Below are 25744 nucleotides of genomic sequence, written 5' to 3' on the forward strand. Positions count from 1 at the left end.
GGGCGGGGCCGGTCAGGGGCGCCAGTCGAACGGGATGTGCTTGCTCGCGCCGCCCCGGTACAGGTGGGAGAAGTCGAAGCCCTCGGCGTGGTCGGCGTCCACCACGCCCCAGGTGGCGACCTGTCCGGGGCCGACCTCGGACCCGGGCGGGTTGACGGTCTGGACGCGGCGGGCGGGATCGGCGGTGGGTCCGGTCAGTGCCGTGGCGCCCACCTCGACCTTGCCGGGCACCCGCGCCTTCCAGTACGCGAGGTCCTCGGCCGCCTCGAAGTGGACGGGCGCGTACCGGACTTCGCGGACCTCGCTGATCAGCGCGCCGAAGGTGCCGGGCCAGCCGCCCAGCGTGCCCCGGAAGATCGCCTCCAGCGCGTCGCGCTGCCGCTGGTCGCCCTTCGCGTCGATGTAGAACATCACCTGCATCGTGGCGTCGGGGTCCCCGACCCACATGTTCCCGGCGAACTCGCCGAGCGCGACGACGCCGAGACCGTCGAGCCGTACGTCGCCGAGGTGCCCCTCGTGGATCTGCCAGACGAGGGTGAACAGGCAGTCGCCGTGCGTGGGGGCCTGCGCGAAGGTGCAGGGGCACGGGGTGGAGCAGCTGCACACGTCGAACCACTCACCGCGTAAGTGCCAGTCCTGCGGCGGCTGCCGGAGTGCGGGCGCGCCTTCCGCTTCGTCCCTGCCGGGCTGCTCCGCCGCCGTCTCGTGCCGTGCTGCCATGACCGTCTCCTCGTCCTGTGGGGTATCCGGTGACGACGATGCTAGGGCGGGGGAAATCGCTGGTCAACTACCCCTGGGGGGTATATCAGGCCAGGTTCCGGACGGTCCTGTGCCGCGTCCGGAACGGCTGATTCCCACACCCGGGACGCCGGCCTGCCGCACCCGGCGGGCTCCCGTTCCGGAAAGCTCGGAACGGCCAACTCGCGGGCGTGCGGCGGGTGTTCGGCCCGACATCGGCGGCGGACGTCAGTAGTCGGGGTCGTGGTGCGGCTCCCGCGACTCGCCGCCGTCCTCCGGCTGGTCCTGGTCGCGCTCCCCGTCCCGCTCCTTGTCCGTTTCCGGCTTCTTGCCCGCGCCCTCGCCCTCGTGCTTGTCGCCGGAGGTGTTGAGGACGTACCACTCGGCCCCGTAGTCGTCGAGGTCCTGGCCCTTGGTCTCACCCGGCTTCCCGTCCTCCGCGTAGCGGTAGAGCGGGTGGTCGTTGTACGTGACCTGCTTGCCGCCGTCCTCGCGCTCGACGGTGCCCAGCAGGCCGGACTTCGCCTTCCCGGCCGCCTTCGGCTTCCCCTCGGCCGTCAACGGGGGCCACGCGTCGGCGCACTTGCCGGTGCAGGTGGGCTTGCCGTCCTCGTCCGCCTCGAAGAGGTACAGGGTGCGGCCCTGCGCGTCGGTCAGGATCGTGCCGAGGCCCTCGGCCGAGCGGGTGCCGACCGTGCCAGCGGCCCCGCCGGCCGGGGAGCCGCTGGGGGAGTCCGTGGGGGAGGCGGTCGGGGAGTCCGTCGGCGAGGCGCTCGGAATCTCCTTCTCCGACGGGGTGTTGCCCTCGTCCACGCATCCGCTGACCGCCGCCGCGAGTACCGCGACGGCGGCGAGGGCCGTGCTCCTGCTGTTCCTCATCCGGTCTCTCCTCGGTTCTCCGCACGGGGGTGCGCCGCCGCACGCGGCCCTCCCACTACACAGCGGCCGCCGGTGCCCGGCTTCCGGACGGAGGCATTCAGCGTAGGAACGCGGGCGGGGCGCGGAACGGGAGCGTCCGGTTGCCGGGGCGCGCGGCGCGGGCGAACTTGACCTTGACCCCGGGGGCAAGGTTTAGCGTCCCGGAGAAAGAAGGAGGCCGTGATGCGGATCGGAGAGCTGGCCGCCCGTGCGGGCGTCACCGCGAAGGCGGTGCGCTACTACGAGCGGCTCGGCCTGGTCCGGCCCGTACGGCGGGCCAACGGGTACCGCGAGTACGCCGAGTCGGACGTGCTGCTCGTCGCCGAGATCCGCGCGCTGGCACAGGTGGGGATCGCGCCCGGCCGGGCCGCGCCGTTCGTCGAGTGCCTGGTCGCGGGACACGAGCACAGCGACGACTGCCCGTCCTCGCTGAGTGCGTACCGCGACGGCATCGTCGAGCTGGACCGCAGCATCGCCGCTCTCACCGCGCGCCGGGACGCCCTGGCCGCACGTCTGGCGGAGAGCGCCTCCCGTACGTTCACCACCGCGAGAAGCGAGGAGGGCCGCCCCGTGCCGAACTACCTTTCCCTGCCCGACGACCTGCCGGAGCCCGTCGACGACGGAGCCGCCCGGCACCTCCCCGGACGCGAGCTGCCGCCGCTGCGGCTGCCGGCCACCGACGGCGGCGAGGCCGGCCTGGCCGACCTGGGCGAGGGCCGCAGCGTCGTCTACATCTACCCGCTCACCGGACTGCCCGGCGTCGACATGCCCGCCGGCTGGGACGCGATCCCCGGCGCCCGCGGCTGCACCCCCGAATCCTGCGGATTCCGCGACCACTTCGAGGACCTGAAGGCGGCGGGCGCGGGACGCGTGTACGGGCTCTCCAGCCAGAGCAGCGGCTACCAGCGGGAGGCGGCCGAGCGCCTGAACCTGCCCTTCGCCATGCTCTCCGACCCGCAACTGGCCCTGGCCGACGCGCTGGACCTGCCGACCTTCGAGGCGGGCGGCGAACGGCTGTACAAGCGGCTCACGCTGATCGTCACGCGCGGCGCCGTCGAGCACGTCTTCTACCCGGTGTTCCCGCCGAACGAGCACGCGGGCCAGGTCCTCGACTGGCTGCGCACCCACCCGTCGGGAGCCTGAACCCCCGCCGCCGGACGGCGCAGTTCCGGAGGGTCGCGCCGGCGGGCCCTGGCTATCGTCGCGACGTGGGACTCGAACCGACGGCGGCACCGGGCCGCGACGGTACGGCACCCGGTGCGGTGCGGCGGACGCTGCTGCGCATCCCCCGGCCGCGGCACCCCGCGCAGGTCGTGGTGGCCGGGTTCGCCGCCGCCGTGGTGACCGGCAGCCTGCTGCTGATGCTGCCCGTGGCCCGGACCGGGCCCGGCGGCGCAGGCGCGCTGGAGGCCGTGTTCACCGCGACCTCCGCGGTGTGCGTCACGGGGCTGGCCGTCGTGGACACCCCGACGTACTGGACCGGCTTCGGCGAGGGCGTGATCCTCGCGCTGATCCAGGTCGGCGGCTTCGGGATCATGACCTTCGCCTCGCTGCTCGTCGCGCTGGTCTCGCACCGGATGGGGCTGCGGGCGCGGATGACGGCGGCGGCCGAGACCAAGAGCCTGGGCATCGGGGACGTGCGCGGCGTCGTCTTCGGCGTCGTCAAGGTCAGCCTGCTGCTGGAGGCGCTGACCGCGCTCGTGCTGGTCCTCCGCTTCGGCCTCGGCTACGACACGGGCTGGGCGCGGGCGCTGTGGCTCGGCGTCTTCCACGCCGTCTCGGCGTTCAACAACGCCGGTTTCGCGCTGTACTCGGACAGCCTGACGCGGTTCGCCACCGACCCGCTGATCTGCCTGCCCGTCGCCCTCGCGGTGATCGCGGGCGGGCTCGGCTTCCCGGTGCTCTTCGAACTGCGCCGCCGCTTCCGCAGGCCGCGGAGCTGGACCCTGCACACCAAGATCGTGATCTGGGCGAGCGCGGCCTTCCTGTTCGGCGGCACCCTCTACGTCACCGGCCTGGAGTGGAGCAACCCGGGAACGCTGGGGCGGATGGATGTGCCGGGGAAGCTGCTGGCCGGGTTCTTCCAGGGCACGATGCCGCGCACGGCCGGCTTCAACAGCGTCGACGTCGGCCAGTTGTACCCGCAGACCTGGCTGGGCGTCGACGTGCTGATGTTCGTCGGCGGCGCCAGCGCCGGTACGGCGGGCGGCATCAAGGTGACCACCTTCGCCGTGCTGCTGTTCGTCGTCTACGCCGAGGTGCGGGGCGAGGGCGCGGTGAACATCTTCCGCAGGCGGCTGCACGGCGACATCCAGCGGCAGGCGCTCACCGTGGTGCTGCTGTCGGTGGCCGCCGTCATCGGCTCCACCATGGTCTTCATGGTGACGACCACCTACAGCCTCGACCGGTCCCTGTTCGAGGTGATCTCCGCCTTCGCCACCGTGGGCCTGAGCACCGGCATCACCCCCGAACTGCCGGGCTTCGAGCAGGTGTTGCTGATCGTGTTGATGTTCGTCGGCCGGCTCGGCCCGATCACCGTCGCCTCCGCGCTCGCGCTGCGGGCGCGAGTCCGTCTCTACGACCTGCCCGAGGAGCGACCCGTCATTGGTTAGGAACCGCAGAACGCGCGCGCGGACGCGCCGGGCCACGGACGCCGAGTCCGTCGCCGTCATCGGACTGGGCCGGTTCGGCCAGGCCCTGGCGCTGGAGCTCGCCGACGAGGAGACCGAGGTGCTCGGCGTCGACTCCGACGCCGAGATCGTGCAGTCCCTGTCCGGCGCGCTGACCCACGTGGTGCGCGCCGACTCGACGCGGGAGGAGGCGCTGCGGCAGCTCGGGGTGCACGAGTTCGACCGCGCGGTGGTGGGCATCGGCACCGATCTGGAGGCCAGCATCCTCACCACCTCGCTGCTGGTCTCCTTCGGCATCCGGGACGTGTGGGCGAAGGCGACCAGCCAGGCGCACGGGCGCATCCTCACCCAGCTCGGCGTCCAGCACGTCGTCTACCCGGAGCACGACATGGGCCAGCGCGTCGCCCATCTGGTGCGCGGACGGATGCTGGACTACATCGAGTTCGAGGACGACTTCGCGCTGGTGAAGACCAGCCCGCCGAGCGTCGTCGTCGGCAAACGCCTGGGCGACAGCGGCGTGCGGACGCACCACGGGCTCACCGTCGTCGCCATCAAACGGCCCGGCGAGGGCTTCACCTACGCCACGGCCGACACCGTGGTCCGCGCCGAGGACACCATCATCGTCGCGGGCCGCACCCGCCAGACGGAGCGCTTCAGCGAACTCCGCTGACCCGCGGGCCCGTTCGGCGGGACGCGACGGTCAGGTGTCCTGCTCCGGGATGCTCAGCCGGACCTCGAAGCCGCCGTCCGCGAGGGGCCCCGCGGTGAGCGTGCCGTGCAGCAGCTCCGCGCGCTCGCGCAGCCCCAGCAGCCCCTGCTGCGAGCTGGGCAGCGGCAGCGCCGGCCGGGTCGGCCCGGTGTTGCCGACGGTCACCCCGACCCGGCCGCCCTCGCGCCACAGCCGGACGGTGGCGGTGGCGCCGGGGGCGTGCTTGCGCACATTGGTCAGCGCCTCCTGCACCGTGCGGTAGACCGTCCGCTGTGCCGGGCTGCCGATGTCCTCCGGCAGGCTGCCGGTCAGCTCCGCCTCGATCCCGCTCGTCGCCACCAGCCGCCGCAGGCCGGCCAGGGTGGGCTGCGGGGTCAGCTCGGTGCCGCCGCCGCTGGAGGCGCGCAGCAGGGTCACCATGTGCCGCAGCTCGTCGAGGGTGTTGACGCTGAGCGAGCGGATCGTGCGGGCCGCGTCCTTCGCGTCGGCGTCCCTGGCGCCGACCTGGAGCGCCCCGGCCCGCACGGCGATCAGGCTGACCTGGTGCGAGACGACGTCGTGCATCTCCCGGGCGAGCTGGGCGCGTTCGCGTGCCACGGCGGCCTGGGCGTGCAGGGCCCGCTCGTGCTCGCGCGCCTCCTCCGTCTCGACGAGCTGCCGCGACAGGTCGCGGCGCACCTGGAGCAGCTGGCCGAGGAGCACCGGCGCCGCGCCGGACGCCAGCAGGTACACGAAGTCGAAGAGCGCCCAGGTGCGTTCGTCGGGGGTGTAGTCCGACGGCGGCCAGGGGACGGCGGAGGCGGCGGCGAACAGCAGGGCGCAGCCCGCGAGGACGCGCCGGTCGCGGGACCGGTCGGCGAGCGTGAACAGCGCGGCGACCGGCGCGACGACGACCCCGAGCAGCAGCGTGGCCGGCAGCGTGAGCAGCAGCACGAGGAGCGGGAACCGGCGGCGGAACGCGAGCGCCCCGCAGGCCAGCACGGTCGTCGACACCGAGAGCGGGTCGGCGTCGAACGGGGGTATGCAGGCGTCGAGCACGGCCAGCGCGACGACCCCGCCGTCGACGGCCGGCGCCGGTATGCGCCGCCGGCGTGCGGTCCATCCGGTCGTCACCGGCGGTCCCCGTGGTCGCGGGGCGTGCCGTCCGGGGCGCTCCCGGGGGTGCCGGACAGCAGCCCGGCGCGCTGCGCGAGCAGCGCCGCCTGGACCCGGCTGCCCACCCCGAGCTTGGCGAGGATCGCGCTGACGTGGTCCTTCACCGTGCCCGCGCTCAGGTGCAGCCGGGCGCCGATGCCGACGTTGGACAGCCCCTCCGCGACGAGCACCAGCACGTCCCGCTCCCGTCCGGTCAGCGTCCCGACCCGCGCGGTCCCCGGATGCCCGGCCGCGTCCCGCACGGCGCCGTCCTCGGGGGCGGTGCTCGGCGGCCCGGGGACGTCCTCGTCCGGGTCCCCCGCGGGGTGGCTGTGCAGGATCGCGAGGGACGCCTTCGGGGACATCACCACGCCGCCGGCCGCCAACGTACGGACCAGCTGGGCGAGTTGCTCGGGCTCGGTGTCCTTGAGCAGGAAGCCGGCGGCGCCGGAGCGCAGCGCGGCGAGGATGTACTCGTCGGTGTCGAAGGTCGTCAGCATCGCCACGGCCGGCGGCTCGGGCAGGGTGCGGATCTCGCGGAGCACGCTGAGCCCGTCGACGTCCGGCATCCGGATGTCGAGCAGCACCACGTCCGGGCCGGTGCGGCGGACGGCGGGGACGGCCTCGGAGCCGGCCGCGGTGGCGACGACCTCGATGCCGTCGGCCGCGTTCAGGATCAGCTCGAAGCCGGACCTGACGAGCGCCTCGTCGTCCACCACCATTACCCGGATCACGTGTGCCCCGCCTCGCTCTTCCTTCTCGGACCGCCACCAGATGACTCATCTGACCATATGGCCCGACTTGCTCCGCACCGCAACCAGGAGCCCTGTCGCACACGGCCGGCGGGCCCGCACCCCCCACCCGGCGGGGGTCGGAGAACCGCCGGGTGGGGGGTTGCCTTCGGACATCTGCCGGATACCGGCTGAGCTGCGCATTCGCGACGGTGGAGAGCTACCGCCCGAAACGAACCGCCCGAGGCACACGACCCGATGAAGATCACTTTCCTGCTCTACAACGCCTACGGCATCGGCGGCACGATCCGGGCGACCACGAATCTCGCCACCGCCCTCGCGGCCCGGCACGAGGTCGAGATCGTCTCCTGCGTCCGCACCGCCGACACCATGCGGCTGGCGGCAGGACCCGGGGTCCGCGTCAGATCCCTCGTCGACCTGCGCCCCCGCTCCCGGGCCTACGCGGGTGACGAGCCCGGCCAGCGGATACCCGGAACCGTGTGCCCGCACGACGCGCCGTACCGCGGCAAGACCCCGCCGAGCAGGCTCACCGAGGAGCGCCTCGCGCACTTCCTGCGCGGGACCGACGCCGACGTCGTCGTCGCCACCCGGCCCTACCTGGTCTCCTTCCTCGCGCGGCACGGCCGTGCCGACTGCCTGCGCATCGGCCAGGAGCACCTCACCCACGCCTTCCACCGCGAGGAACTGCGCCGGGAGCAGGACGCGGCGCTGGCGGAACTCGACGCGTTCGTGACCGTCTCCGAGGGGGACGCCCGCGCCTACCGCGCGGCCCTGCCGGACGTCGGCACCCGCCTCACCCACATCCCCAACTGCTGCCCCGCACCGGAGGCCGAGCCCTCCGCGGGCGACTCCAGGACCGTCGTCGCGGCCGGTCGGCTGATCCCCGTCAAGCGGTACGACCGCCTGGTCGGCGCCTTCGCGAAGGTCGCGGCCCAGCACCCCGACTGGACGCTGCGGATCTACGGGCGCGGCCGGGAACAGGCGAAGCTGCGCCGCCGGATCGACGAACTCGGCCTGCACGACCACGTGTTCCTGATGGGCCCGCACACGCCCATCGACACCGAGTGGGCGAAGGGCGCGATCGCCGCCGTCTCCAGCTCCACCGAGTCCTTCGGCATGACCATCGTGGAGGCGATGCGGCTCGGCGTCCCGGTGGTCAGCACCGACTGCGACTACGGGCCCCGCGAGATCATCACGCACGGCGAGGACGGCCTGCTGGTGCCGCTCGACAGGCCGGAGACCGCCGAGGACGGGCTCGCCGACGCGCTGTGCCGCCTCATCGCCAACGACGCCGAGCGCCACCGCATGGCGCGGGCGGCCCGGCACAACGCCCGCCGCTTCCTCCCCGACCACGTCGCCCGCCAGTACGAGGCCCTGATCGCCGACCTCGCCCCGCACCTCGCCACGGCCCCCGCGGCCCCGGAAACCGCACCCGTACCGGACGGGCCCCGCGCCCGGACCGGCCTGCGCGCCCGCGCGGGCGCGCTCGCGGAACGGCTCGGGGTGGCCGCGCTGCTCGGCAAGGCGCTGCCCCGGGTGGACGTCGGCTGCCGCGCCGCCGGTGACGGATCGCTGACCTTCCGCGTGCCCACCGCCGAACTCGCGCCGGGGGAGTGGCAGTTGGAGCTGCGCCCGCGGCACGGCACCGGCGGCGGCACCGTGCCGCTGCCGTTCCGCGTGCTCCGCGGGAGCCACGCGCAGGACGCGGCCACGGCGCTGGTCGTCCTCCCGCGCGAGGGCGGGCCGCTGCCCGAGCGCGGCCCGCTGGCCGAGGGGCACTGGGACGTGCACCTGCGGCAGCTGGGCCGGGGCGGCCGGAGCCGCCGGGCCGCCGCCGGGCTGGTGGAGACCGGCCGGCTGCTGTCCCCGCGCCCGGCCGACCCGTCGGGGGCCGGGCACGTCGCGGCCGTGCCGTACGCCACCGGCAAGGGGCAGCTGGCGGTGCGCACCTGGGCCAGGGCCCGGCACGCCGAGCTCGGCCCCGTCGGCGTGAGCGGCACCCGGCTGATGCTCGACGGCACCCTGCACGGCGCCACCGCGCCCGGCGGCTACCGGCTCACCTGCCACCTGCGCGGAACCGGAAGCGCAACCGGGGCCGCATCCGGAACCGGCCCCGTGACGCTGGAGGTGCCCTGCCGCACCGACGGGTGCGGCCGGTTCACCGCCGACCTGCCGCTGTCGCTGCCCGCCGCGTGGCACCCCGGCGGCGACGCCGTGTGGGACGTACGGCTCACGCCCGTCGACGGGGGCAAGCCGGTCCGGCCCGCGCGGCTCTTCGGTGACGTCGTCGAGCGCAAGCGCACCGACGTCTTCCCGCCCGCGCGCGTCCCCACCCCGCACGGCGACTTCACCGTCAGGCCGTACCTCACGGTGCGCAACAACCTGGCGCTGAAGGTCACCGGCAGCGAGGAGTCCGCCCGCTCCGCGGCGGCGGACCCCATGACGGACGCCGCGTCCGGGCCCGGTACCGTCTCCGGGTCCGTACCGGACCGCGGAACCTCGTCGCGGCCGGAAGCGGAATCCGGCTCCAGGCCGTAGCCCGCCGGGCAGGGGCGCCCCGCGCCCGCCCGCACCCGCGCAGCGTCGCGCGCCCGCCTCCCGTACCGCAGCACCGCCGAGCACGCGTGCGGACGTGCCCACGTCCCGCATGCCGGAAAGTCACGCCGTTCATGTCTCAGACCGTCCGCCGCACCCCGCGCCCGTCCCGGCGCAGGGCGTTCCTCGCCGCCCTGCTCGCCGCCGTCACGCTCGCCGGAGCGCTGGGCGCGTGCACCACGGGGAGCGACGTCACGACCCGGCCGAAGGGCCAGGCCCGGGTGAGCGCCGCGCCCGCGCCGGGGACGCCCGCGCCCTCCGGTGCCTGGGCCGGGCAGGGCGAGCCGGTCCGCACCTCGGAGTCGGTGCTGCAGATCGTCGCCCACCCCGATGACGACCTGTACTTCATCAACCCCGAGGTCGGGCAGTCCCTCCGCTCGGGCCGGCCGCTGACCACGGTCTACCTGACCTCCGGCGAGTCCGACGGCGTCAACGCCCCGCGCGGGGAACGCGGCGGCGGGGGCAAGGCCGGCGCCGCACGCCAGGCGGCCTCCGGCCCCGGCGAGGTACCGGCGGGCACCCCGGCCACCGCGGACCGGGCCGTGTACGCCGAGTCCCGGCAGAACGGCATACGCCGCGCCTACGCCGAGATGGCCACCGGCGACCGCGGCACCCCGTGGCGGCGCTCGGTGCTGCGCACCGCGGGCGGCGGCCGGGCCGAACTGGACACCCTCCAGGGCCACCCGCACATCCGCCTGGTGTGGAGCCTGGTGCGGGAGGCGGGCAGCATCAGCGCCCACCGGCCGCACAGCCTCTACGGCCTGTGGTCGGGCGAGACCGAGACCCTGGACGCGCAGCTCACCTCCGCCGGGCCGGTCACCCGCGGCTTCCGCTACACCCGCGCCCAGCTCGTCGACACCCTCACCGGCTACCTCGACCGGTTCCGGCCCACCCAGGTGCGGACCCTGGACCCGACCCCGGGACGGCTCGACGGGAGCGGCAAGTTCGCCGACCACCAGGACCACTTCGCCGGCGCCCGGTTCGCGCAGGAGGCGATGGCCGCGTACGCGGCGAAGGGCGAGGGCCCGCACTTCGGCGTCGAGACCTACCTCGGCTACTTCAACGGCGGGCTGCCGCACGTCCTCGACGAGGACACCGCCGAGCACAAGCTCCGCGCCCTGGACACCTACGCCTGGCGGGCCCCCGGCGCCGAGTCCTGCCCGCACCCGGCGGGCTGCGGCGACCGGAAGATGATCCCCCGCGAGAAGCACCTGGGCTGGTCCCACGGGATACGGCACACCAGCGGCGGCAGCACCTCCTGGCTGCGGACCGAGGACGACGGCTCGCTGCGCGCCTACGCCGTCCTCGACGGCCGCATCGCCGTCTGGCACCGGCCCTCCGGTGCGGCATCCCGCTGGAGCGGCCCCGAGCTGCTCCCCGGCGAGGGCACCGTCGCCGGGCTGCGCCCCGTACGCCTGCCCGACGGCCGCACGGCGGTCTACGGGACGCGGACGCTGCACGGGCCCGGCGAGTACCGCAAGGAGATCGGCTACACCGTCCAACAGAGCCCGGGGAGCGGCCGGTTCGGCCCGTGGCGGTCGCTCGGCACCCCCGAACCCTCCGACACCGCGGGACTGTCCGACATCAGCGCGCCCGCCGTGACCGTCGACGAGGACGGCGCCGCGACCGTCGCGGTGCGCACCAGCCGCCACGAGCTGAGTGTCCGGGTCCAGTCACCCGACGGCGACTGGGCGCCGTGGCGCGGACTGGGCGGCACCGTGCACGGCGACCCGGCCGCCGCGACGGACGGCGCGGGCCGCGACTACCTGCTCGCGAGCACCGGCCGCACGGTGCTGGCCTGGGTACGCGGCGGCCCGGGCGAGCCGCTGTCCGGGCCGGTCGCCACGGGCATGCCCGCCGTCGCGGGCCCGCTCGTCCTCCGCCCGGACGGGAACGGCGACGAGGGCGTGCGCGTCGCCTTCCGCGCGCCCGCCTCCGGCGACGCGCGCGCCGCCCTGCTGCGCGCCGACGACCTGCTCGGCAACGCGGCCGCCGGACCGGACGCGAGGGTGCGGCCGCCCCGGATCACCGACCTCGGCGGCGCCGCCGGCTACGGTCCGCTCGGCGTCGGCGAACTGCCGGACGGCGGCACCCTCGTCGCCGGACGCGCCGCCTCCGGCGACCTGGCCACCACCGTGACCGGCGGCGCGGCCCGGTCCGCGCGGGACGAGGCCCCGCAGTGGAGCCGCACCGGCTTCCTCTTCGCGGGCGCCCCCGCCACGGCCCCGCTTCCCGAGGGCGGGGCCGCCGTCACCGTCCTCGGCCTCGACGGCCGCCTCTACTGGGCGGGGGCGGGGACGGGCAGCGGCTCCGGCGGCTGGCGGCCGGCGGCCGGCCCCGCACCGGAGGCCGGCCGGTGACCGGGGCTACTCGGTCCTTGTCTCCGTCCGGCCCGTGACGTCGTAGTCCTCGGCCTTGCCGACGTAGACGAGCCGGGCGATGTCGGCCTGCTCGAAGACGGGGGCTCCCCAGTACTCCAGGTCGCGGCGGTGCTCGCTGGGCAGCCCCCAGTCGTAGTCCTTCTGCACCTCCACGTGGTACGTGAGCTCGTCCCCGTTCTTCTCGCCCACGACGCGGTACTGGAAGTTGTTCAGGGCGTAGTACCAGTTCCGGTTGCCCGCGTCCTCGGCGTTGTGGTCGGCGGAACTGCTCTGCCATTCGGTGCTGAACGCGCCGTCCGGACGCTGCCGCACGTCCTCCAGCGTCCCGTCGAGGTCCTGCTGGAACTTCGGGAGGTCGTCCAGGAGTTTGTCGGCGTCGATCTCGTACTCGCCGCCCTTCCCCTTCTGGAAGTGGTCGAGCATGTCGGCGGCCTCGTCCCAGCCCCGCATGTTCAGGTACATCTGCACGCCCTGCAGCTTCAGGTCCGTCCAGATGTCCTTGAGGCCGGCCTGGTCCTCCTCCACCCGGTCGCGGTCCTCGGTGCGGAAGTTGTCCTCGGTGCCGAAGGCGACCTCCAGGCCGTCCCGCACCTCCTCGTCCAGGCTGTTGACCTTCTTCATGACAGCCTTCAGGTCCCGTTCGATGGCGTCGGCCCCGGAGTCCGCCCCGTCCTGCCCCGTGGAGGGCTTGGCCGGGTCCTCGAAGAACACCCCGCCGACCTGACCGTCCGCCTGGACGGTCAGGCCCTTCTCCGCCGCGCGCTCCCGCAGTGCGACGGCCTCCTCCCGGTGGTCGGTGAGGTTGCCGAAGTTCAGCCCGTCCCCTTCGGCGGACACGATGCCGTTCAGGTAGGAGCTGAGCGCCGCCGCCTCGGCCGCGACCGCGTCGATGTCCTGCTTGACGCGCCCGCAGGTCCGCGCGGCCTCGTCCGCGTCCTCGCCGCTCCACCTGCTCTTCTTCCGCAGCGGGCCGACGACGGACTCCTGGAAGCTCTCGGCGTGGTTGCTCAGTTTCGTGGCGATGGCCTCCCAGGCGTCGACGGCGTCCCGCATGCCCTTGAGGTCCAGGTTCAGCAGCGCGTGTGCGTCGGCCATGGTGCACGTCCCCCTCGGTGTCGTCCGGCCGGGCTCAGTGGGTGAGCGCGTGCCAGGTCTCGGTGACGAAGTTCTCGTTGCCGTCGTGCTTGCTCGCGCAGAAGCGGATGTTCTCGGCGGCTTCCTCCAGCTCGTCCCGCAGCAGCTTGTTCAGCAGCTCGAAACGGCGGGACAGTTCGACCTGGCCGCCGAGGAGGTCGAATCCGGCCGCCGCCCGGTTCAGCGTCTCCACGGCGTCGTCGGCCTCGGTGAGGAGTTTGCGGATGCCGTTCGCCGTCGCGTCGCAGTCGTCGGCGGCGTTCCGCATCCATCTGGTGTCGGCCTCCACGTCCCCGTCCTCCCTTCGCGGCCCCTCCCCGGGGCCGCTCCGTCGCCGACTCTCGCAACGGCCCGGAGCCCGGCGCCACGGCCCGCGCCACGGTGGGAAGCCCGCCCCGTGACCTGCGGGGACACCGGTCCGGCTGAGGCGCCGCTGGGACGGGGGACGCCGCCCGTCAGCCCCAAGTGCCGCTGTCCGCAGGCGAGTTGAAGCGGTACGGGGTCTGGGTGCGGCCCGGCGCGAGGCCGAGGGCGGCGAGGATCGGGCTGCTGGTGCGGAGGGCCTCGGCGTACAGGAAGGGGTGGCCGCGGCCGTCGGCCAGGGCCGCGCGGTAGGCCACGAGGGTGCGGTACAGGCCCCGGCCGCGCCAGGGGCCCAGAGTGGAGGAGCCCCACAGGGAGGCGAAGGCGGTGCCGGTGTGGAAGCGGACCCAGGCGGTGGCGACGATCTCGCCGTCCGGGGCCTCGGCGACGACGGTGACGCACGGGTCGTCGGCGTCCTCCGCCCACCGGGCGAGCGCCCTGGGCACCCACTCGCGGCCGCCGCCCCGGGTGGCCTCGGCCAGGTCCCGCACCCGCGCGAAGTCGTCGGGTGCCGCCGTCTCCCGCAGCCGCACGCCCCCGGGGAGCGACGGCAGCGCGGCGCCCGCTGCCAGCACGTCGGCGGTCCGGCCGATCATCACCGACTCCCGGTCCTCCTCCCGGGCCGCGATACCCGCGGCCCGCAGCCGTTCGGGGACGCCGGGGGCCAGCCCGTCCGGGAGGTACCAGTCGGCCGGTGTGCCCAGCTCGGCGCACCGCGCGCGCTGGGCCGCGATCAGCCGGTCCGGGTCGAGCCCGTGGAACCCGCCCGGGTCGGGGCACACGTACTGGCCGGGCTCGTCCGGCGGGAAGGCGCCGCACAGCGGGCCGGCCCGTTCCGTGGGCAGATCCTCACGGCCCAGCACGTCGCCCCGGCCCCGGAGGCCGCGGGAGCGCAGCTGCCGGTCGTGCTCGGCGGCCCAGCCGGCCGCCCGCGCGTCCACACCGTGGCCCACCATGTCGCTCACCCCGCGCCGGAGACGGACTGCTGCACAGGCAGTCCACACCCGCCCGGCAGCCGCGGCAATCCGGGCCGGGGAACGGGCCTGCGGCCCGTCCCGCTATCAGGGATCAACTCTCCGTGGACGCGGGCGAGTTGAAGCGCAGCAGCGCCGCGCCTCCCCGGCCCAGGCGGAGTTCGGTGAGGGCGCCGTTGTCGAGGCGGGGGAAGCGGCGGCGGTAGTCGCGCGGCGGGATGCCCAGCTCGCGGCAGAGCAGCAGCCGCAGCAGCGTGGAGTGCGCGACGACGAGGACCCGCCCGCCCGGCAGCGGCCCGGCCGTCTCCCGCAGGCACGCCGCCGCCCGCGCGGCCGCCGCCGACGGGTCCTCGCCGTCCGGCAGGTGGCAGCCGGCCGGGTCGTCCAGGAAGGCGGCCAGCCGCTCCGGGAACGCCTCCCGCATCTCGGCCCTGGTCAGCCCCTCGCCGCGCCCGAAGTCCAGCTCGTACAGCCGCTCGTCGACGCGCGGGTCCAGGCCGAGGGCGCGGGCCGCGGGCGCCGCGGTGCGGCGGGCGCGGGAGAGCGGGGAGCAGAGCACGGCGTCGATCCGCTGCCGCGCGGCCCAGGCGCCCAGCGCCTCGGCCTGCTCCAGGCCGCGCGGGGTGAGCGCGACGTCGGTGCGGCCCGCGTACCGGTTCTCCGCGTGCCACACGGTCTCGCCGTGCCGGACGAGGACGAAGTCCGTCGGCTCTCCGGCCTCGGACGGGATGTCGGTCACTGCTCGGCCCTCCGGCGGGCGTGGTCGGCGACGTCCTCGCCGAGCAGGCCGCGGCGGACCAGCTCGTCGGTGAAGGCGCGGTGGACGGGGGCGAAGCGCGCGGTGCGCGCCGGGTCGGGGCGGAGCTCGGCGCCGGTGCGGACCATCGCGGCCGCGGCCTCCGCCACCGGCACCCCGCCGGAGGAGGCGGCGAGGACGGCCATGCCCAGGGCGCTGCTCGCCGCCTCGGGCAGCCGCACCGTCCGGCCGAGCATATCGGCGCGCAACTGGTTCCAGTACGCGTTGCGGGTGCCGCCGCCGGTGAAGGTGAGCGGGCCGTCGACGGGGGCGCCCAGGTGGTCGAGGTAGTCGAAGCAGAGCCGCTCCAGGCAGGCCACGCCCAGGAGTTGGGCGTGGAACAGCGCCGCCTCGTCCGCCGCCTCCCCGAGCAGGAACGGCTCCGCGTCCGGGGCGCGGAACGGGAACCGCTCCCCGCCGTCGGACACCAGCGGGTACGCGACCGCGTTGCCGGTTGTGGCCAGCCGCTCCGCGGCCCGTGCCGTCAGCCGCTCCGGATCGGCACCGGGGAAGCGCCGGGCCAGGACCCCGGCGCCGCTGCTGGACGCCCCGCCCGGCAGCCACACCCCGCCGGGCCCGCGGTGGCAGTAGACGACGCCGCCGGGGTCGCGCACCAGGTGCGGGCTGACGCCCTTGAGGACGAGAGTGGTGCCGAGCACCGAGTTCCACGCGCCGGGCGCGAGCGCGCCCGCGCCGATCTGCGCGGCGCAGCCGTCCGTCGTCCCGGCGACGATCGCCGTCCCCTCGGGCACGCCCGTCGCCCCGGCGGCCGCCGCGCACACCGTGCCGAGCACGGTGCCGGGGCGCACCACCCCGGGCAGCAGCCCCGGCGGAACCCCCAGCCGCTCCAACTCCCGCTCGGGCCAGCGTTCCTGGAGCAGGTGGTAGCCGGTCTTCAGCGCGTGGCTCGCGTCGGCGGCGGTCTGCTCACCGGCCAGCCGCCAGGTGATCAGGTCGGCCTGGTGCAGCAGCCGGGTGCCGGGCGCGCGCGCCGTTTCCGGTTCGTGTTCCAGCAGCCACAGCAGCTTCGGCAGGGCCCAGGACGGCTGCATCCGCCGGTAGCCCAGCTCGTCCCACACGGGCCCGCCCGCCTCGTTGACCCGCGCGGCCTGCGCGGCGGCGCGGCCGTCGTCGTACATCAGCCCGGGGGTGCGGGGGCGGCCGTCGCGGCCGGCGAGGAGGACCGTGCCGGAGGTCGCGTCGAGCGCGAGACCGCGGACGCGGGACGGCGCGAGCCCGCGCAGCGCCTCCCGGCAGGCGGCGGCCAGCGCCCGCCACCACTCCTCGGGGTCCTGCTCGTGCCGGGTGCCCTCGCGGCGGCTGGTCAGCGCGCGGGACGCGGTGGCGAGCACCCGGCCGGTGCCGTCGACGGCGGTGGCGCGGGCGCTCTGGGTGCCCAGGTCCAGGCCGAGCCAGACGGAGTCGGGGGACAGCGGGTCAGTCACGGAGCACTCCTCGCCCGGTGGCGGCCGGCTGTCCGGGACGGGCGCCGGGCACCTGGCTGCTCCAGCCCGCCGCACGGGCCAGCGTCCGCCAGCGGACGAAGTCGTCGTAGAGCGCCCCGTACGCCCGGGCCCGCTCCGGGTCCGGCTGCCACACCGACGGCATCCGCACGTACTCGGCCGCCGCGTGCTCCAGGCCGGGGGCCGCGCCGGTGAGGACGAGGCCGGTCAGGAAGGCGCCCTTGGCGCCGAGTTCGGTGTCGGCGGAGCGGCTGGTGGGCACCCCGGTCACGTCCGCGATGAGCCGGCACCAGGCGTCGCTGTTCGCGCCCCCGCCGCACAGCCGCAGCTCGGTGACGTGCGTGCCGGAGACGGCGAGGGAGTCCCGCAGCATCAGCGAGAGACCGTCGAGCACGGCACGGGCCAGGTCGGTGCGGGTGTGCTCCAGCGACAGGCCCCAGAAGGCGCCGCGGGCACGCGGGTCGAGGAACGGGGCGCGTTCCCCGGCGGGCGAGAGGTACGGCAGGAAGGCGAGCCCCGGCGGCGGCCCCTCGCGGCGGAAGGCGAGTTCGGCCAGCTCGGGCGGGCCCGCGAGGTCCAGCGTCCGCGCCGCCCAGGACAGCACGTCGGCGCCGTTGAGGGTGGGGAAGGCCCGCAGCACCCGCCCGTCGCCGCAGGAGATGGTGACCCCGGACGGTTCGCCGCCGGTGTCCGGGCCCTCGCGGACGACCTCGGTGCACAGCGTCGTGCCGAGAATCCCGCACGCCTGCCCGGGCGAGACGGCGCCGACGCCGCGCGCGGTGGCCGCGATGTCGTACGGGGCCATCACGACCGGCAGCCCGGGCGGCAGGCCCAGCAACCCGGCCGCCTCGCCGGTCAGTTGGGCCACCCGCTCCTCCTCGCGCAGCACCCGGGGCAGCAGCCGCGCGTACGGTTCGAGGCCGAACAGGCGGATCAGCTCCGGGTCGTAGCCGCCGGTGGCGTGGTCGAGGAAGGGCGCCGAGGCGTCCGAGGTGTCCACGGCCGTGACCCCGGTCAGCCGGAGGAACAGCCAGCCCGCCGCGGTCAGCGAGGCGGTGGACTCCGCGAGCCGCGCCGGGTCGTGCGCGGCGAACCAGGAGAACACCGCGTTCGGCATGCCGCCGCAGGTCAGCGAGCCGTTGCGGCGGAAGCCCTCGGCCAGCACGCCGTCCGCCTCCCAGGCCGCGAGGACGTCGCGGGCCCGGCCGTCCGACCACAGCACGGCCGGGCCGGTGGGCCGCCCGGCCGCGTCGACCAGCCACACCCCGTCGCCCTGCGCGGTGAACGCGAGGAACCGGACCGGGTCGTCCCCCGGCCGCTCCGCGAGGACCTGCCGCACGGAGCGGACGACGGTCTCCCACACGGCCTCCATGTCCTGCTCGGCCCAGCCGGGGTGCGGGCGCCGCACCTCGGTGGCGAGCCGCGCGACGGCGGTCTCCTCGCCCCGGTCGTCCAGGACGACGGACTTGATCACCGTGGTGCCGAGGTCGACGGCGAGTACGGACACGGGCGGTCCTTTCGGGCAGGCGGGGCGCGGCGTGCGGCGGGAGCGGCGGCCGGGGTTCCGGCCGCCCGGCGGCGCGTGGCAAGCAGCAAATAGCCGACGCGGAACGGGCGTCAAGCATCCGCGGGCTTCTCCCGCGAGCCCGTCGGGCGGCCGTGTGAAACCGGCCGGGCCGCGAGCGCCGCCCCCGCTCCCGCGCCCTCCCGGGGCGTGATACCACCGTGAGAACATCACACGGCGACATCACACGGAGGGTGGCGTGACGGACCGGACGGACGCGCGGGACGCGCGCAGGCAATGGATCAGGGAGACGGTCGCCGCGCGCGGCTTCGTCCGCGCCGGCGAGCTCGCCGAGAGCGCCGGCGTCAGCCTGATGACCGTCCACCGCGACCTGGACGCGCTCCAGTCGCAGGGCTGGCTGCGGAAGGTGCGCGGCGGCGCGACCGGCATGCCCTCCGCGCGGTTCCACGGCAGCGTCGCCGCGCGCACGGCCGCCATGCCCCGCACCAAGGAACTCCTCGCGCGGGAGGCCGCCGGAATCCTCACCCCCGGGCAGACGGTGCTGCTCGACGACAGCACCACCTGCCTGCCCCTGACCCGGCTCCTCGCCGAGCGGGCCCCGCTGACCGTCCTCACCAACTCGCTGCCCGCGCTCACCGCGCTCGCCCGCGAACCCGGCATCTCCGTGATCGGACTGGGCGGCAGCTACTTCCCGGCCTACGACGCCTTCATGGGACTGCACACCGCCGAGAGCGTCGCCGCGTACCGGGCCGACGTGCTGTTCCTCTCGACCACGGCCGTCACCGGCGGCCGCTGCTACCACACCTCGCCGGAGACGGTGCAGGTCAAGCGGGCGATGCTGCGGGCCGCCGGCCGGAAGGTGCTGCTCGCCGACCACACCAAGTTCACCCGCGACGGGCTCTACGCGCTGGCCCCGCTCACGGACTTCGACCTGCTCGTCACCGACGACGGGCTGCCCGAGGCCGAGGTCCGCTCCGTCCGCGCGGCCGGCACCGCCGTCCGCGTCGTCCCCCGGGACCGGACGGAGAGCTGAACTCCCGCCGTCACCCGGCCTGTTCCGCCGACTCCCGCGCCGCGGCCTTGAGGGCCTGGCCCGCCAGGTACCAGCCGTGCTCGCCGGCCAGGCCGGACTCGGCCAGCGCCTCGTCCTTCGCGCCGACCGCCTGCCGGACGGCCTCGCGCAGCTCCTCGGCGCGCTGCTTCTCCTCGTCGGTCCACTCGGCCCCCGGCTTGCCCACCTCGCGGGTGTGGGCGTCGAGGGCGGTGAACGCGTCGTCGGCGGCGGTCTGGAGTGCGACCAGGGAGGCGTGCTGCGCGGGATCGATGATGTCGGCCATACGTACGAGAGTACGACCACCGCGACGTTTTCCCTGCGTACGGGCTCACCTCGGCCCGTCGCCCGGTGCCGCGCGTGGACGGTAGCGGGCGAGGACGGTGCCGTTGCCGAACCGGCGCTCCTCCAGCAGCTCCAGGTCCAGCCGGGCGTGCCGGGGGAGGGCGGGCTTGCCGCCGCCCACGAGGAACGGGGTGACGTACATCTGGAACTCGTCGACGAGCCCGGCCCGGATCGCGTGCCCCGCCAGCTCAGGGCCGCTCACGTTCAGATCGGCCGCCGCCGACTCCTTCAGCCGGCGCACCTCCCCGGGCTCGAAGGCGCGCAGCAGCCGGGTGCGGGAGGTGGTGACGGCGGGCAGCGACGTCGAGTACACGACCTTGTCGGCGGCCTGCCAGACGCGGGCGAACTCCCGCCCCTCGGGCGGCTGCGCGGCGACGGTCTCCGGGTCCTCCCAGACCCGCATCTCCTCGTACATCCGCCGCCCGTACAGATAGGTGCCGACGGGGCGTTCCAGCGCGTTGATGAAGCTGAGCAACTCCTCGTCGGGGGCGCTCCATTCGTACGCGCCGTCCTCGTCGGCCACGTAGCCGTCGAGGGACATCAGCGCCGCGTAGATCAGCCGGGCCATCCTGACTCCTCCTCCGCACCTGCCGGACGGGCGCCCGGCGCCCTCACGCTAGGGCACCCCGCGTCCCCCGGCCGGTGCGTCCGTTCCTCCCCGCGTGTAACGAAAACCTTGCGGTGCCTACCGTTCGCTCGGCGAAGGCGCCAGGATGCTGCGCCCGGCCCCGACCCGCCCGGAGGGAACCGCAGATGACCGACCCGACCGGCCCCGACCCCGCACACACCGCCGCCGTCGAGCGGGCCCTCGCCGCGCTCGACCTCGACACCAAGGCCGGGCTGCTGTCCGGCAGCGGCATGTGGACCCTGCCCGCCGTCCCCCGGATCGGACTGCGGACCCTCGTGCTGTCGGACGGGCCCGTCGGCGTGCGGGGCACCGGATGGAGCGCCGGCGACCCGTCCGTCGCGCTGCCCAGCCCCACCGCGCTCGCCGCCACCTGGGACCCGGGGCTCGCCCGCCGCGCCGGGCACCTGCTCGCGCAGGAGGCCCGCCGCAAGGGCGTGCACGTGCTGCTCGCGCCGACGGTCAACCTGCACCGCTCGCCGCTCGGCGGGCGGCACTTCGAGTGCTTCTCGGAGGACCCGCACCTCACAGGACGGATCGGCGCGGCCTACGTCGGCGGGGTGCAGGAGGGCGGCGTCGGCACGACCGTGAAGCACTTCGTCGGCAACGACGCCGAGACCGAGCGGTACACCGTCGACAACCGCATCGCCCCGCGCCCGCTGCGCGAGCTGTACCTCGCCCCCTTCGAGCACATCGTCCGGCACGCCCGCCCCTGGGGCGTGATGACGGCCTACAACCGGGTCAACGGCACGACCATGACCGAGCACCGGCACCTGGTGCGGGAGGTGCTGCGCGGCGCATGGGGCTTCGACGGCTGCAACGTCTCCGACTGGACCGCCGCCCGCGACACCGTGCGCGCCCTGCGCGGCGGCCTCGACGTGGCCATGCCCGGGCCCCGCACCGTCTACGGCCCGCCGCTGGCCGCCGCCGTGCGGGAAGGCCGCGTCGCCGAGGACGAGCTGGACGCCGCCGTCCGCCGCGTCCTGCTGCTCGCCGCCCGCGCCGGCCGCCTGGCGGGCGTCCCCGCCGCCGTCGCGCCCGCGGACCTGCCACCGGAGACGGACGGCCGGGCGCTGGCCCGCGAGATCGCCCGCCGCTCCTTCGTCCTGCTCCGCAACGAGCCGGCCGCCCCCGGGAGTTCGGCGCTGCTGCCGCTGGACCCGGGGGCGCTGCGCGAGGTGGCCGTCGTCGGCGCCTGCGCGCGGGACGCGCGGGTGCTCGGCGGCGGCTCGGCGACCGTCTTCCCCGAGCACGTCGTCTCCCCGCTGGAGGGGCTGCGGGACGCGCTGCCCGAGGACGTCGCGCTCACCTTCGCGCCCGGCGCCGACCCGCGGGCCCGCGTCCCCGCCGCCCGCGAGGGCTTCGCCCTGCGCGCCCGCTACCTCGGCCACGACGGCGAAGTCCTCGCGGAGCAGCGGCAGTCCGACGGCCGGGTGCAGGCCCTGGGCACCCTCCCCGAGGGCGTCACCGCCGCCGCGCTCGCCGCCGTCGAGCTCACCGGGCAGCTCACCCCGCGCACCGGCGGCACCCACACCCTCGCCGTCTCCGGCACCGGCGGCCTGCGGCTCACCGTCGACGGCGAGGTGCTCCTCGACGAGCACCGGGCCCCCGACGGCGGCGACCCGTTCGAGGCCTACCTGAACCCGCCCGAGACCCGGCTGCCCGTGCCGCTCACCGAGGGCCGGACGGTCCCCGTCACCCTCCGCTGCGTGCCCCTCGGCACCGGAGCGGAGGACGCGCTGCCCGCCCTGGTCTTCGCGCTCGGGCACGCCGAACCGCACGGAGGGCCCGAGGAGGAGATCGCGGCCGCGGTGCGCGCGGCCGGGCGCGCGGACGTGGCCGTGGTGGTCGTGGGCACCACCGAGGAGACCGAGTCCGAGGGGTTCGACCGCGCCGGCCTGCGCCTGCCGGGCCGGCAGGACGAACTGGTCACGCGGGTCGCCGCCGCCAACCCGCGCACCGTCGTGGTCGTCAACTCCGGTTCCCCGGTGGAGCTTCCGTGGCGCGCGGAGGTACCGGCCGTGCTGCTCACCTGGTTCCCCGGACAGGAGGCGGGCGCGGCCCTCGCCGACGTCCTCCTCGGCGACGCCGAACCCGGCGGCCGGCTGCCCACCACCTGGCCCGCCCGCCTCGCCGAGGCCCCCGTCCGCCGCGTCACCCCGACGGACGGCCGACTGTCCTACAGCGAGGGCGTGTTCATCGGCTACCGGGCCTGGGAACGGTCCGGCACCGCCCCCGCCTACCCCTTCGGGCACGGCCTCGGCTACACGGACTGGACGTACGAGTCACTGACCGCCACCCCGGGCCTCGCCCGGGTCCGGGTCCGCAACACCGGCGCCCGGCCGGGCGCCGAGACCGTGCAGCTCTACCTCGCCCCGCGCGAGGAGGGCCCCGGCCCCGCGCGCCCGGCCCGCGTCCTCGCCGGGTTCGCGCGCGTGACGGCGGGCCCGGGGGAGGCGGCGGAGGCCGAAATCCCGCTGCCGCGCCGGGCGTTCGAGATCTGGGACGAGGACCGGGACGACTGGCGCTTCCTGCCCGGCACCTACGCCGTGGAGGCCGCCCGCAGCGTCACCGACCGCCGGCTGACCACCACCGTCACCGTTACCGGACCGGAGCACGGTCCGGGGGTGTGACGCGCGCCCCGGGGGGAACCGGCGGGAGGTGCGGGCCGCCCGGCGGCGGCCGCGCCGATCGCACAGGGAGCCTGCCATGGACGCGCTGCGAGGACGTTCCGTACTGGTCACCGGCGGATCGCGGGGCCTGGGGCTGCTGCTGGCCCGGCAGTGCAAGGCCCGCGGCTGCGCGGTCACCGTGGCCGCCCGGGACGGGGACGAACTCGACCGCGCCGTCGGCCTGCTCGGCCGGGGCACCCCCGGCGCCGTCACCGGCCGCGTCTGCGACGTACGGGACGCGGAGGCCGTGCGCACGCTCGTCGCCGGCACGGCCCGTGAGCAGGGCGGACTCGACGTGGTGCTGGCCAACGCGGGCGTCATCCAGGTCGGCCCGGCCGAGGCGGCGGGCCCGGACGCCTTCCGGGACGCGATGGAGACCATGTTCTTCGGCGCCCTGCACACCTCCCTCGCCGCCCTCCCGTACCTGCGAGACGGGGAAGGCCGCGGGCGGCTGGCGCTGATCGGCTCGGTGGGCGGGCTGATCCCGGTGCCGCACCTGGTGCCGTACTCCTGCGCGAAGTCCGCCGTCGCCGCGCTCGCCGAGGGGCTCCGCACCGAACACGCGGCACTCGGCGTGAGCGTCACCGAGGTGCACCCGGGACTCATGCGCACCGGGTCGCACCTGCGGGCCGAGTTCGCCGGGGACGCGCGGCGCGAGTACGGCTGGTTCGCGACGCTCGCCGGGCTGCCGCTGCTCTCCATGGACGCGGAACGCGCCGCCGAACGCATCGTCGCCGCCGTCGAGCGCCGGCGCCCCCGCCTCGTCCTCACCCCGGCGGCCAGGCTCGGCGCCCGCGCGCACGGCCTCGCCCCCGTCCTCGTCAGCCGCGCCGACGCGGGCGTCGCCCGCCTGCTGCCGGACGCGCCCGCGAACGGCGCGGACGGGCACCGCCGGAGGACCGGCGCCGAGATCGACGCCGGCCGCGGCCGCTGGCAGCGGGCGCTGAGCGCCCTCAACGAACGCGCCGCCGGACGCTTCAACGAGACCGCGGGCCAGGGCGCCCGGAGCACGCGCTAGAGCCGGGCGGCGGGGACCGGCGGGCGCCCGCGCGGTGCCGTTGCGCTGTGCGTTCGCCGCTGTGACGGGCGGGTGCCATGGTGGGAAGTGGCGCGCCCCCTCCGGGCCGTGCCCGTGACGACGCGCGCGGATGCCCCGCCCGGCTGCCGGGCACCCCGATGCGAATCACCGGAAGTGAGCACAGCGCATGAGCACCAGCCCGCTTCGTACCCAGCCCCGGACGACCCGGCACGCCCGGCACACCCCCGACACCTCGGCCGAGTTCGCCAGCCTCGCCGTCATGCCCGAAGGCCCCGAGAAGGAACGGCTCCAGGACGGGGTCGTACGGGCCTGGCTGCCGATGGCCCACCGGCTCGCCCGCCGCTACCGGGACCGGGGCGAGACCATGGAGGACCTCCAGCAGGTCGCCGCGCTCGCCCTGGTCAAGGCCGTCGAACGGTTCAACCCGGAGCGCGGCGGCGCCTTCGAACCGTTCGCCATCCCCACCATCTACGGCGAGCTGAAGCGGCACTTCCGCGACAACCTGTGGGACCTGCACGTGCCCCGCCGGGTGCAGAACCTGCGCAACCAGGTGCGGGTCAGCATCCGCGAGCTCAGCCTCGTCACGCCCGGCGGTTCACCCACCGTCGCGCAGATCGCCGAGCACAGCGGACTGACCGAGGAGGACGTGCAGTTGGGCATGGAGGCCCTGCACGGCTTCCGCTCGCTCTCCCTGGACGCACCCGTCGCGGGCGGCGACGGCGAGGACGGCTTCGGCCTGCTGGACACCCTCAGCAGCGAGGAGCACGGCTACGACCTGGCCGTGGACCGGGAGGCCGTACGCGGCTGCCTGGCCCGGCTGCCCAGCCGCGAGCGGGAGATCCTCTATCTGCGGTTCTTCTGCGACATGACCCAGTCCAGCATCGCCCGCCGGTTCGGCATCTCCCAGATGCACGTCTCCCGTCTCCTCGCCGGCGCCTGCCGCCGCGTCCGCGAGGAGATCGACGCGGGCGAGGCCGGCCCGGAACCGGACGGCTCCTGACCGCTCCCGTCACGCGTCGGGCATGTGCGGGACGTCGGCGTGGCACTCCAGGCGCAGCCACACCTGACGCTCCTGGTCACCGGAGGCCATGCCCTCCTCGCGGACGACGAAGGCATCCGTCAGCGCGCGGGCGAGGGTGTCCACCGCCTGCGGTGTGCCCTGGAGCTCCGCCGTGACCGGACCGGTCAGCGGGGTGGGCCGGGGCCGCTCCCACGGGGGTTCGACGGTGAGCTGCGCGGCCCACACGTGCGGGTGGCCGACCGTCGCCTGGTGCGGGGCGTGCGCGCCCCGGTCGGTCTCGAAGAGGGTGCCGAGCACCCGGAAGACGGTCTCGACGTCGCGCCAGGCGCCCTCGCTGATCTGCACCGAGACCTGCGTCGCGTCCTCTCGGACAGCCGTCATGACTGCTCTCCCTCACTCGCGCGGGCGCGCGCACCCACTCCGTGCGCTCCTGCCGCCCGGGTGCCCTTCCGCCCGGCACCGAAACCCGCACGGGCACACCGGGTGAGAAACCGGCGAATCGGGAAACCCGTGACGTTATGGACGTCATCACGCTGCTGGCCGCTCACCGGGACCACCTCATCGGTATCGGCCCGCTCATCCTCGGGATCCTGATCGTGGCGGCCCTGATCCTCGCCGTCGTCTTCGGCATGCGCGCGGGCAAGACCCGCTCCCTGCCGCCCCGCCAGAAGCCCCCGGCCGGACCGCACCCGGGCTTCGAGGAGGACGACCACGTGCACCCGGCCGAGATGCCGCACGACGGCAGGCGCCGCATGCCGTACGAGATCAGCACCCAGCCGGACACGGCCGAGGAGGACGAGCCCGAGCCGGGCAACGGCCCCGCACGGCGGGACGAGAACGGCCCGGACTCCACCGCCACCGGCCGCCCCGGCGCCTAGC

The 25744-nt window shown here is 75.5% G+C and carries 23 protein-coding genes; 10 read left to right on the forward strand and 13 right to left on the reverse strand.

Translation table 11 applies throughout. The features are described 5' to 3' along the window. Positions 1-12 precede the first annotated feature (12 nt). Both HCC30_RS15565 and HCC30_RS15570 read right to left on the reverse strand, forming a co-directional pair. Complete coding sequence (locus tag HCC30_RS15565) at positions 13-720, reverse strand: DUF1326 domain-containing protein (protein WP_169443143.1); 708 nt, start codon at positions 718-720, stop codon at positions 13-15. A gap of 246 nt (positions 721-966) precedes the next feature. Continuing rightward, positions 967-1617, reverse strand: coding sequence for a hypothetical protein (locus HCC30_RS15570; protein ID WP_169443144.1), 651 nt, complete (start codon positions 1615-1617; stop codon positions 967-969). 222 nt (positions 1618-1839) lie between these two features. On the opposite strand from HCC30_RS15570, the gene HCC30_RS15575 reads away from it, so the two are divergent. The 3 genes from HCC30_RS15575 to HCC30_RS15585 all read left to right on the forward strand — a co-directional run bounded on the left by HCC30_RS15575 (position 1840) and on the right by HCC30_RS15585 (position 4956). After that, positions 1840-2799, forward strand: a complete 960-nt coding sequence (locus tag HCC30_RS15575) for a MerR family transcriptional regulator (protein ID WP_169443145.1) — start codon at positions 1840-1842, stop codon at positions 2797-2799. 65 nt (positions 2800-2864) lie between these two features. Beyond that, positions 2865-4268, forward strand: a complete 1404-nt coding sequence (locus HCC30_RS15580; protein ID WP_346776644.1) for a potassium transporter TrkG — start codon at positions 2865-2867, stop codon at positions 4266-4268. After that, positions 4261-4956 carry a TrkA family potassium uptake protein gene (locus HCC30_RS15585; protein WP_169443146.1) on the forward strand — a complete coding sequence of 232 codons (696 nt, stop codon included), beginning with the start codon at positions 4261-4263 and terminating at the stop codon, positions 4954-4956. The genes HCC30_RS15580 and HCC30_RS15585 overlap by 8 nt, the downstream gene beginning before the upstream one ends. Positions 4957-4986: 30 nt before the next feature. Here the strand turns inward: HCC30_RS15585 and HCC30_RS15590 are convergent, their stop codons facing one another. Together HCC30_RS15590 and HCC30_RS15595 are read right to left on the reverse strand one after the other, a co-directional pair. After that, positions 4987-6075, reverse strand: a complete 1089-nt coding sequence (locus HCC30_RS15590) for a histidine kinase (protein WP_169443312.1) — start codon at positions 6073-6075, stop codon at positions 4987-4989. 29 nt (positions 6076-6104) lie between these two features. Then, positions 6105-6863, reverse strand: a complete 759-nt coding sequence (locus HCC30_RS15595) for a response regulator transcription factor (RefSeq protein WP_346776645.1) — start codon at positions 6861-6863, stop codon at positions 6105-6107. Positions 6864-7118: 255 nt separating this feature from the next. Between HCC30_RS15595 and HCC30_RS15600 the strand changes: the two genes are divergently transcribed. Both HCC30_RS15600 and HCC30_RS15605 read left to right on the forward strand, forming a co-directional pair. Then, positions 7119-9419 (forward strand): glycosyltransferase, encoded by a 2301-nt coding sequence (locus tag HCC30_RS15600; RefSeq protein ID WP_169443147.1) that lies wholly within the window; start codon positions 7119-7121, stop codon positions 9417-9419. A gap of 131 nt (positions 9420-9550) precedes the next feature. Next, positions 9551-11836 (forward strand): PIG-L family deacetylase, encoded by a 2286-nt coding sequence (locus HCC30_RS15605; protein WP_169443148.1) that lies wholly within the window; start codon positions 9551-9553, stop codon positions 11834-11836. A gap of 6 nt (positions 11837-11842) precedes the next feature. Here HCC30_RS15605 and HCC30_RS15610 read toward each other — a convergent pair whose 3' ends face one another. The 6 genes from HCC30_RS15610 to HCC30_RS15635 all read right to left on the reverse strand — a co-directional run bounded on the left by HCC30_RS15610 (position 11843) and on the right by HCC30_RS15635 (position 18094). Next, positions 11843-12952 (reverse strand): hypothetical protein, encoded by a 1110-nt coding sequence (locus HCC30_RS15610; RefSeq protein WP_169443149.1) that lies wholly within the window; start codon positions 12950-12952, stop codon positions 11843-11845. A 34-nt stretch (positions 12953-12986) separates the two neighbouring features. Further along, positions 12987-13280 (reverse strand): hypothetical protein, encoded by a 294-nt coding sequence (locus HCC30_RS15615; RefSeq protein ID WP_169443150.1) that lies wholly within the window; start codon positions 13278-13280, stop codon positions 12987-12989. A 166-nt stretch (positions 13281-13446) separates the two neighbouring features. Continuing rightward, positions 13447-14310, reverse strand: coding sequence for a GNAT family N-acetyltransferase (locus HCC30_RS15620; RefSeq protein WP_169443151.1), 864 nt, complete (start codon positions 14308-14310; stop codon positions 13447-13449). Positions 14311-14422: 112 nt separating this feature from the next. Further along, the gene (locus HCC30_RS15625) at positions 14423-15067 is read right to left on the reverse strand and encodes a histidine phosphatase family protein (RefSeq protein WP_346776646.1); all 645 of its coding nucleotides are present in this window, start codon (positions 15065-15067) and stop codon (positions 14423-14425) included. Beyond that, entirely contained in the window at positions 15064-16569 is a 1506-nt protein-coding gene (locus HCC30_RS28670) for an FGGY family carbohydrate kinase (protein ID WP_169443152.1), read from the reverse strand. Before HCC30_RS28670 ends, HCC30_RS15625 begins: the two co-directional genes overlap by 4 nt. Further along, positions 16562-18094, reverse strand: coding sequence for an FGGY family carbohydrate kinase (locus HCC30_RS15635; protein ID WP_169443153.1), 1533 nt, complete (start codon positions 18092-18094; stop codon positions 16562-16564). The genes HCC30_RS28670 and HCC30_RS15635 overlap by 8 nt, the downstream gene beginning before the upstream one ends. A gap of 256 nt (positions 18095-18350) precedes the next feature. On the opposite strand from HCC30_RS15635, the gene HCC30_RS15640 reads away from it, so the two are divergent. Further along, positions 18351-19145, forward strand: coding sequence for a DeoR/GlpR family DNA-binding transcription regulator (locus HCC30_RS15640; RefSeq protein WP_169443154.1), 795 nt, complete (start codon positions 18351-18353; stop codon positions 19143-19145). Between the two features lie 10 nt (positions 19146-19155). On the opposite strand, the gene HCC30_RS15645 is transcribed toward HCC30_RS15640, so the two are convergent. Then, positions 19156-19449 carry a hypothetical protein gene (locus HCC30_RS15645; RefSeq protein ID WP_169443155.1) on the reverse strand — a complete coding sequence of 98 codons (294 nt, stop codon included), beginning with the start codon at positions 19447-19449 and terminating at the stop codon, positions 19156-19158. 45 nt (positions 19450-19494) lie between these two features. After that, positions 19495-20076: a dihydrofolate reductase family protein gene (locus HCC30_RS15650; protein ID WP_169443156.1), complete on the reverse strand. Its 582-nt coding sequence runs from the start codon at positions 20074-20076 to the stop codon at positions 19495-19497. 185 nt (positions 20077-20261) lie between these two features. On the opposite strand from HCC30_RS15650, the gene HCC30_RS15655 reads away from it, so the two are divergent. The 3 genes from HCC30_RS15655 (at position 20262) to HCC30_RS15665 (ending at position 24844) form a co-directional block, all read left to right on the forward strand. Further along, positions 20262-22766, forward strand: a complete 2505-nt coding sequence (locus HCC30_RS15655) for a glycoside hydrolase family 3 C-terminal domain-containing protein (RefSeq protein ID WP_169443157.1) — start codon at positions 20262-20264, stop codon at positions 22764-22766. Between the two features lie 76 nt (positions 22767-22842). Then, positions 22843-23823 (forward strand): SDR family NAD(P)-dependent oxidoreductase, encoded by a 981-nt coding sequence (locus tag HCC30_RS15660; RefSeq protein ID WP_206323896.1) that lies wholly within the window; start codon positions 22843-22845, stop codon positions 23821-23823. Positions 23824-24010: 187 nt separating this feature from the next. Next, entirely contained in the window at positions 24011-24844 is an 834-nt protein-coding gene (locus tag HCC30_RS15665; RefSeq protein WP_169443158.1) for a SigB/SigF/SigG family RNA polymerase sigma factor, read from the forward strand. A 9-nt stretch (positions 24845-24853) separates the two neighbouring features. Here the strand turns inward: HCC30_RS15665 and HCC30_RS15670 are convergent, their stop codons facing one another. Further along, positions 24854-25246: a hypothetical protein gene (locus HCC30_RS15670; protein ID WP_169443159.1), complete on the reverse strand. Its 393-nt coding sequence runs from the start codon at positions 25244-25246 to the stop codon at positions 24854-24856. Between the two features lie 137 nt (positions 25247-25383). Here HCC30_RS15670 and HCC30_RS15675 point away from each other — a divergent pair, with 137 nt between their 5' ends. Further along, the gene (locus HCC30_RS15675) at positions 25384-25743 is read left to right on the forward strand and encodes a DUF6479 family protein (protein WP_169443160.1); all 360 of its coding nucleotides are present in this window, start codon (positions 25384-25386) and stop codon (positions 25741-25743) included. Position 25744 lies beyond the last annotated feature (1 nt).

This window comes from Streptomyces sp. HNM0574 (assembly GCF_012726235.1).
Taxonomy (GTDB): domain Bacteria; phylum Actinomycetota; class Actinomycetes; order Streptomycetales; family Streptomycetaceae; genus Streptomyces.

Excerpts from the sequence above, each read along its gene's own strand:
- HCC30_RS15565 (WP_169443143.1), bottom strand. The coding sequence starts at position 720 with ATGGCAGCACGGCACGAGACGGCGGCGGAGCAGCCCGGCAGGGACGAA.
- HCC30_RS15570 (WP_169443144.1), bottom strand. The coding sequence starts at position 1,617 with ATGAGGAACAGCAGGAGCACGGCCCTCGCCGCCGTCGCGGTACTCGCG.
- HCC30_RS15575 (WP_169443145.1), top strand. The coding sequence starts at position 1,840 with ATGCGGATCGGAGAGCTGGCCGCCCGTGCGGGCGTCACCGCGAAGGCG.
- HCC30_RS15600 (WP_169443147.1), top strand. The coding sequence starts at position 7,119 with ATGAAGATCACTTTCCTGCTCTACAACGCCTACGGCATCGGCGGCACG.
- HCC30_RS15605 (WP_169443148.1), top strand. The coding sequence starts at position 9,551 with ATGTCTCAGACCGTCCGCCGCACCCCGCGCCCGTCCCGGCGCAGGGCG.
- HCC30_RS15610 (WP_169443149.1), bottom strand. The coding sequence starts at position 12,952 with ATGGCCGACGCACACGCGCTGCTGAACCTGGACCTCAAGGGCATGCGG.
- HCC30_RS15620 (WP_169443151.1), bottom strand. The coding sequence starts at position 14,310 with ATGGTGGGCCACGGTGTGGACGCGCGGGCGGCCGGCTGGGCCGCCGAG.
- HCC30_RS15645 (WP_169443155.1), bottom strand. The coding sequence starts at position 19,449 with ATGGCCGACATCATCGATCCCGCGCAGCACGCCTCCCTGGTCGCACTC.
- HCC30_RS15650 (WP_169443156.1), bottom strand. The coding sequence starts at position 20,076 with ATGGCCCGGCTGATCTACGCGGCGCTGATGTCCCTCGACGGCTACGTG.
- HCC30_RS15655 (WP_169443157.1), top strand. The coding sequence starts at position 20,262 with ATGACCGACCCGACCGGCCCCGACCCCGCACACACCGCCGCCGTCGAG.
- HCC30_RS15660 (WP_206323896.1), top strand. The coding sequence starts at position 22,843 with ATGGACGCGCTGCGAGGACGTTCCGTACTGGTCACCGGCGGATCGCGG.
- HCC30_RS15665 (WP_169443158.1), top strand. The coding sequence starts at position 24,011 with ATGAGCACCAGCCCGCTTCGTACCCAGCCCCGGACGACCCGGCACGCC.
- HCC30_RS15670 (WP_169443159.1), bottom strand. The coding sequence starts at position 25,246 with ATGACGGCTGTCCGAGAGGACGCGACGCAGGTCTCGGTGCAGATCAGC.
- HCC30_RS15675 (WP_169443160.1), top strand. The coding sequence starts at position 25,384 with ATGGACGTCATCACGCTGCTGGCCGCTCACCGGGACCACCTCATCGGT.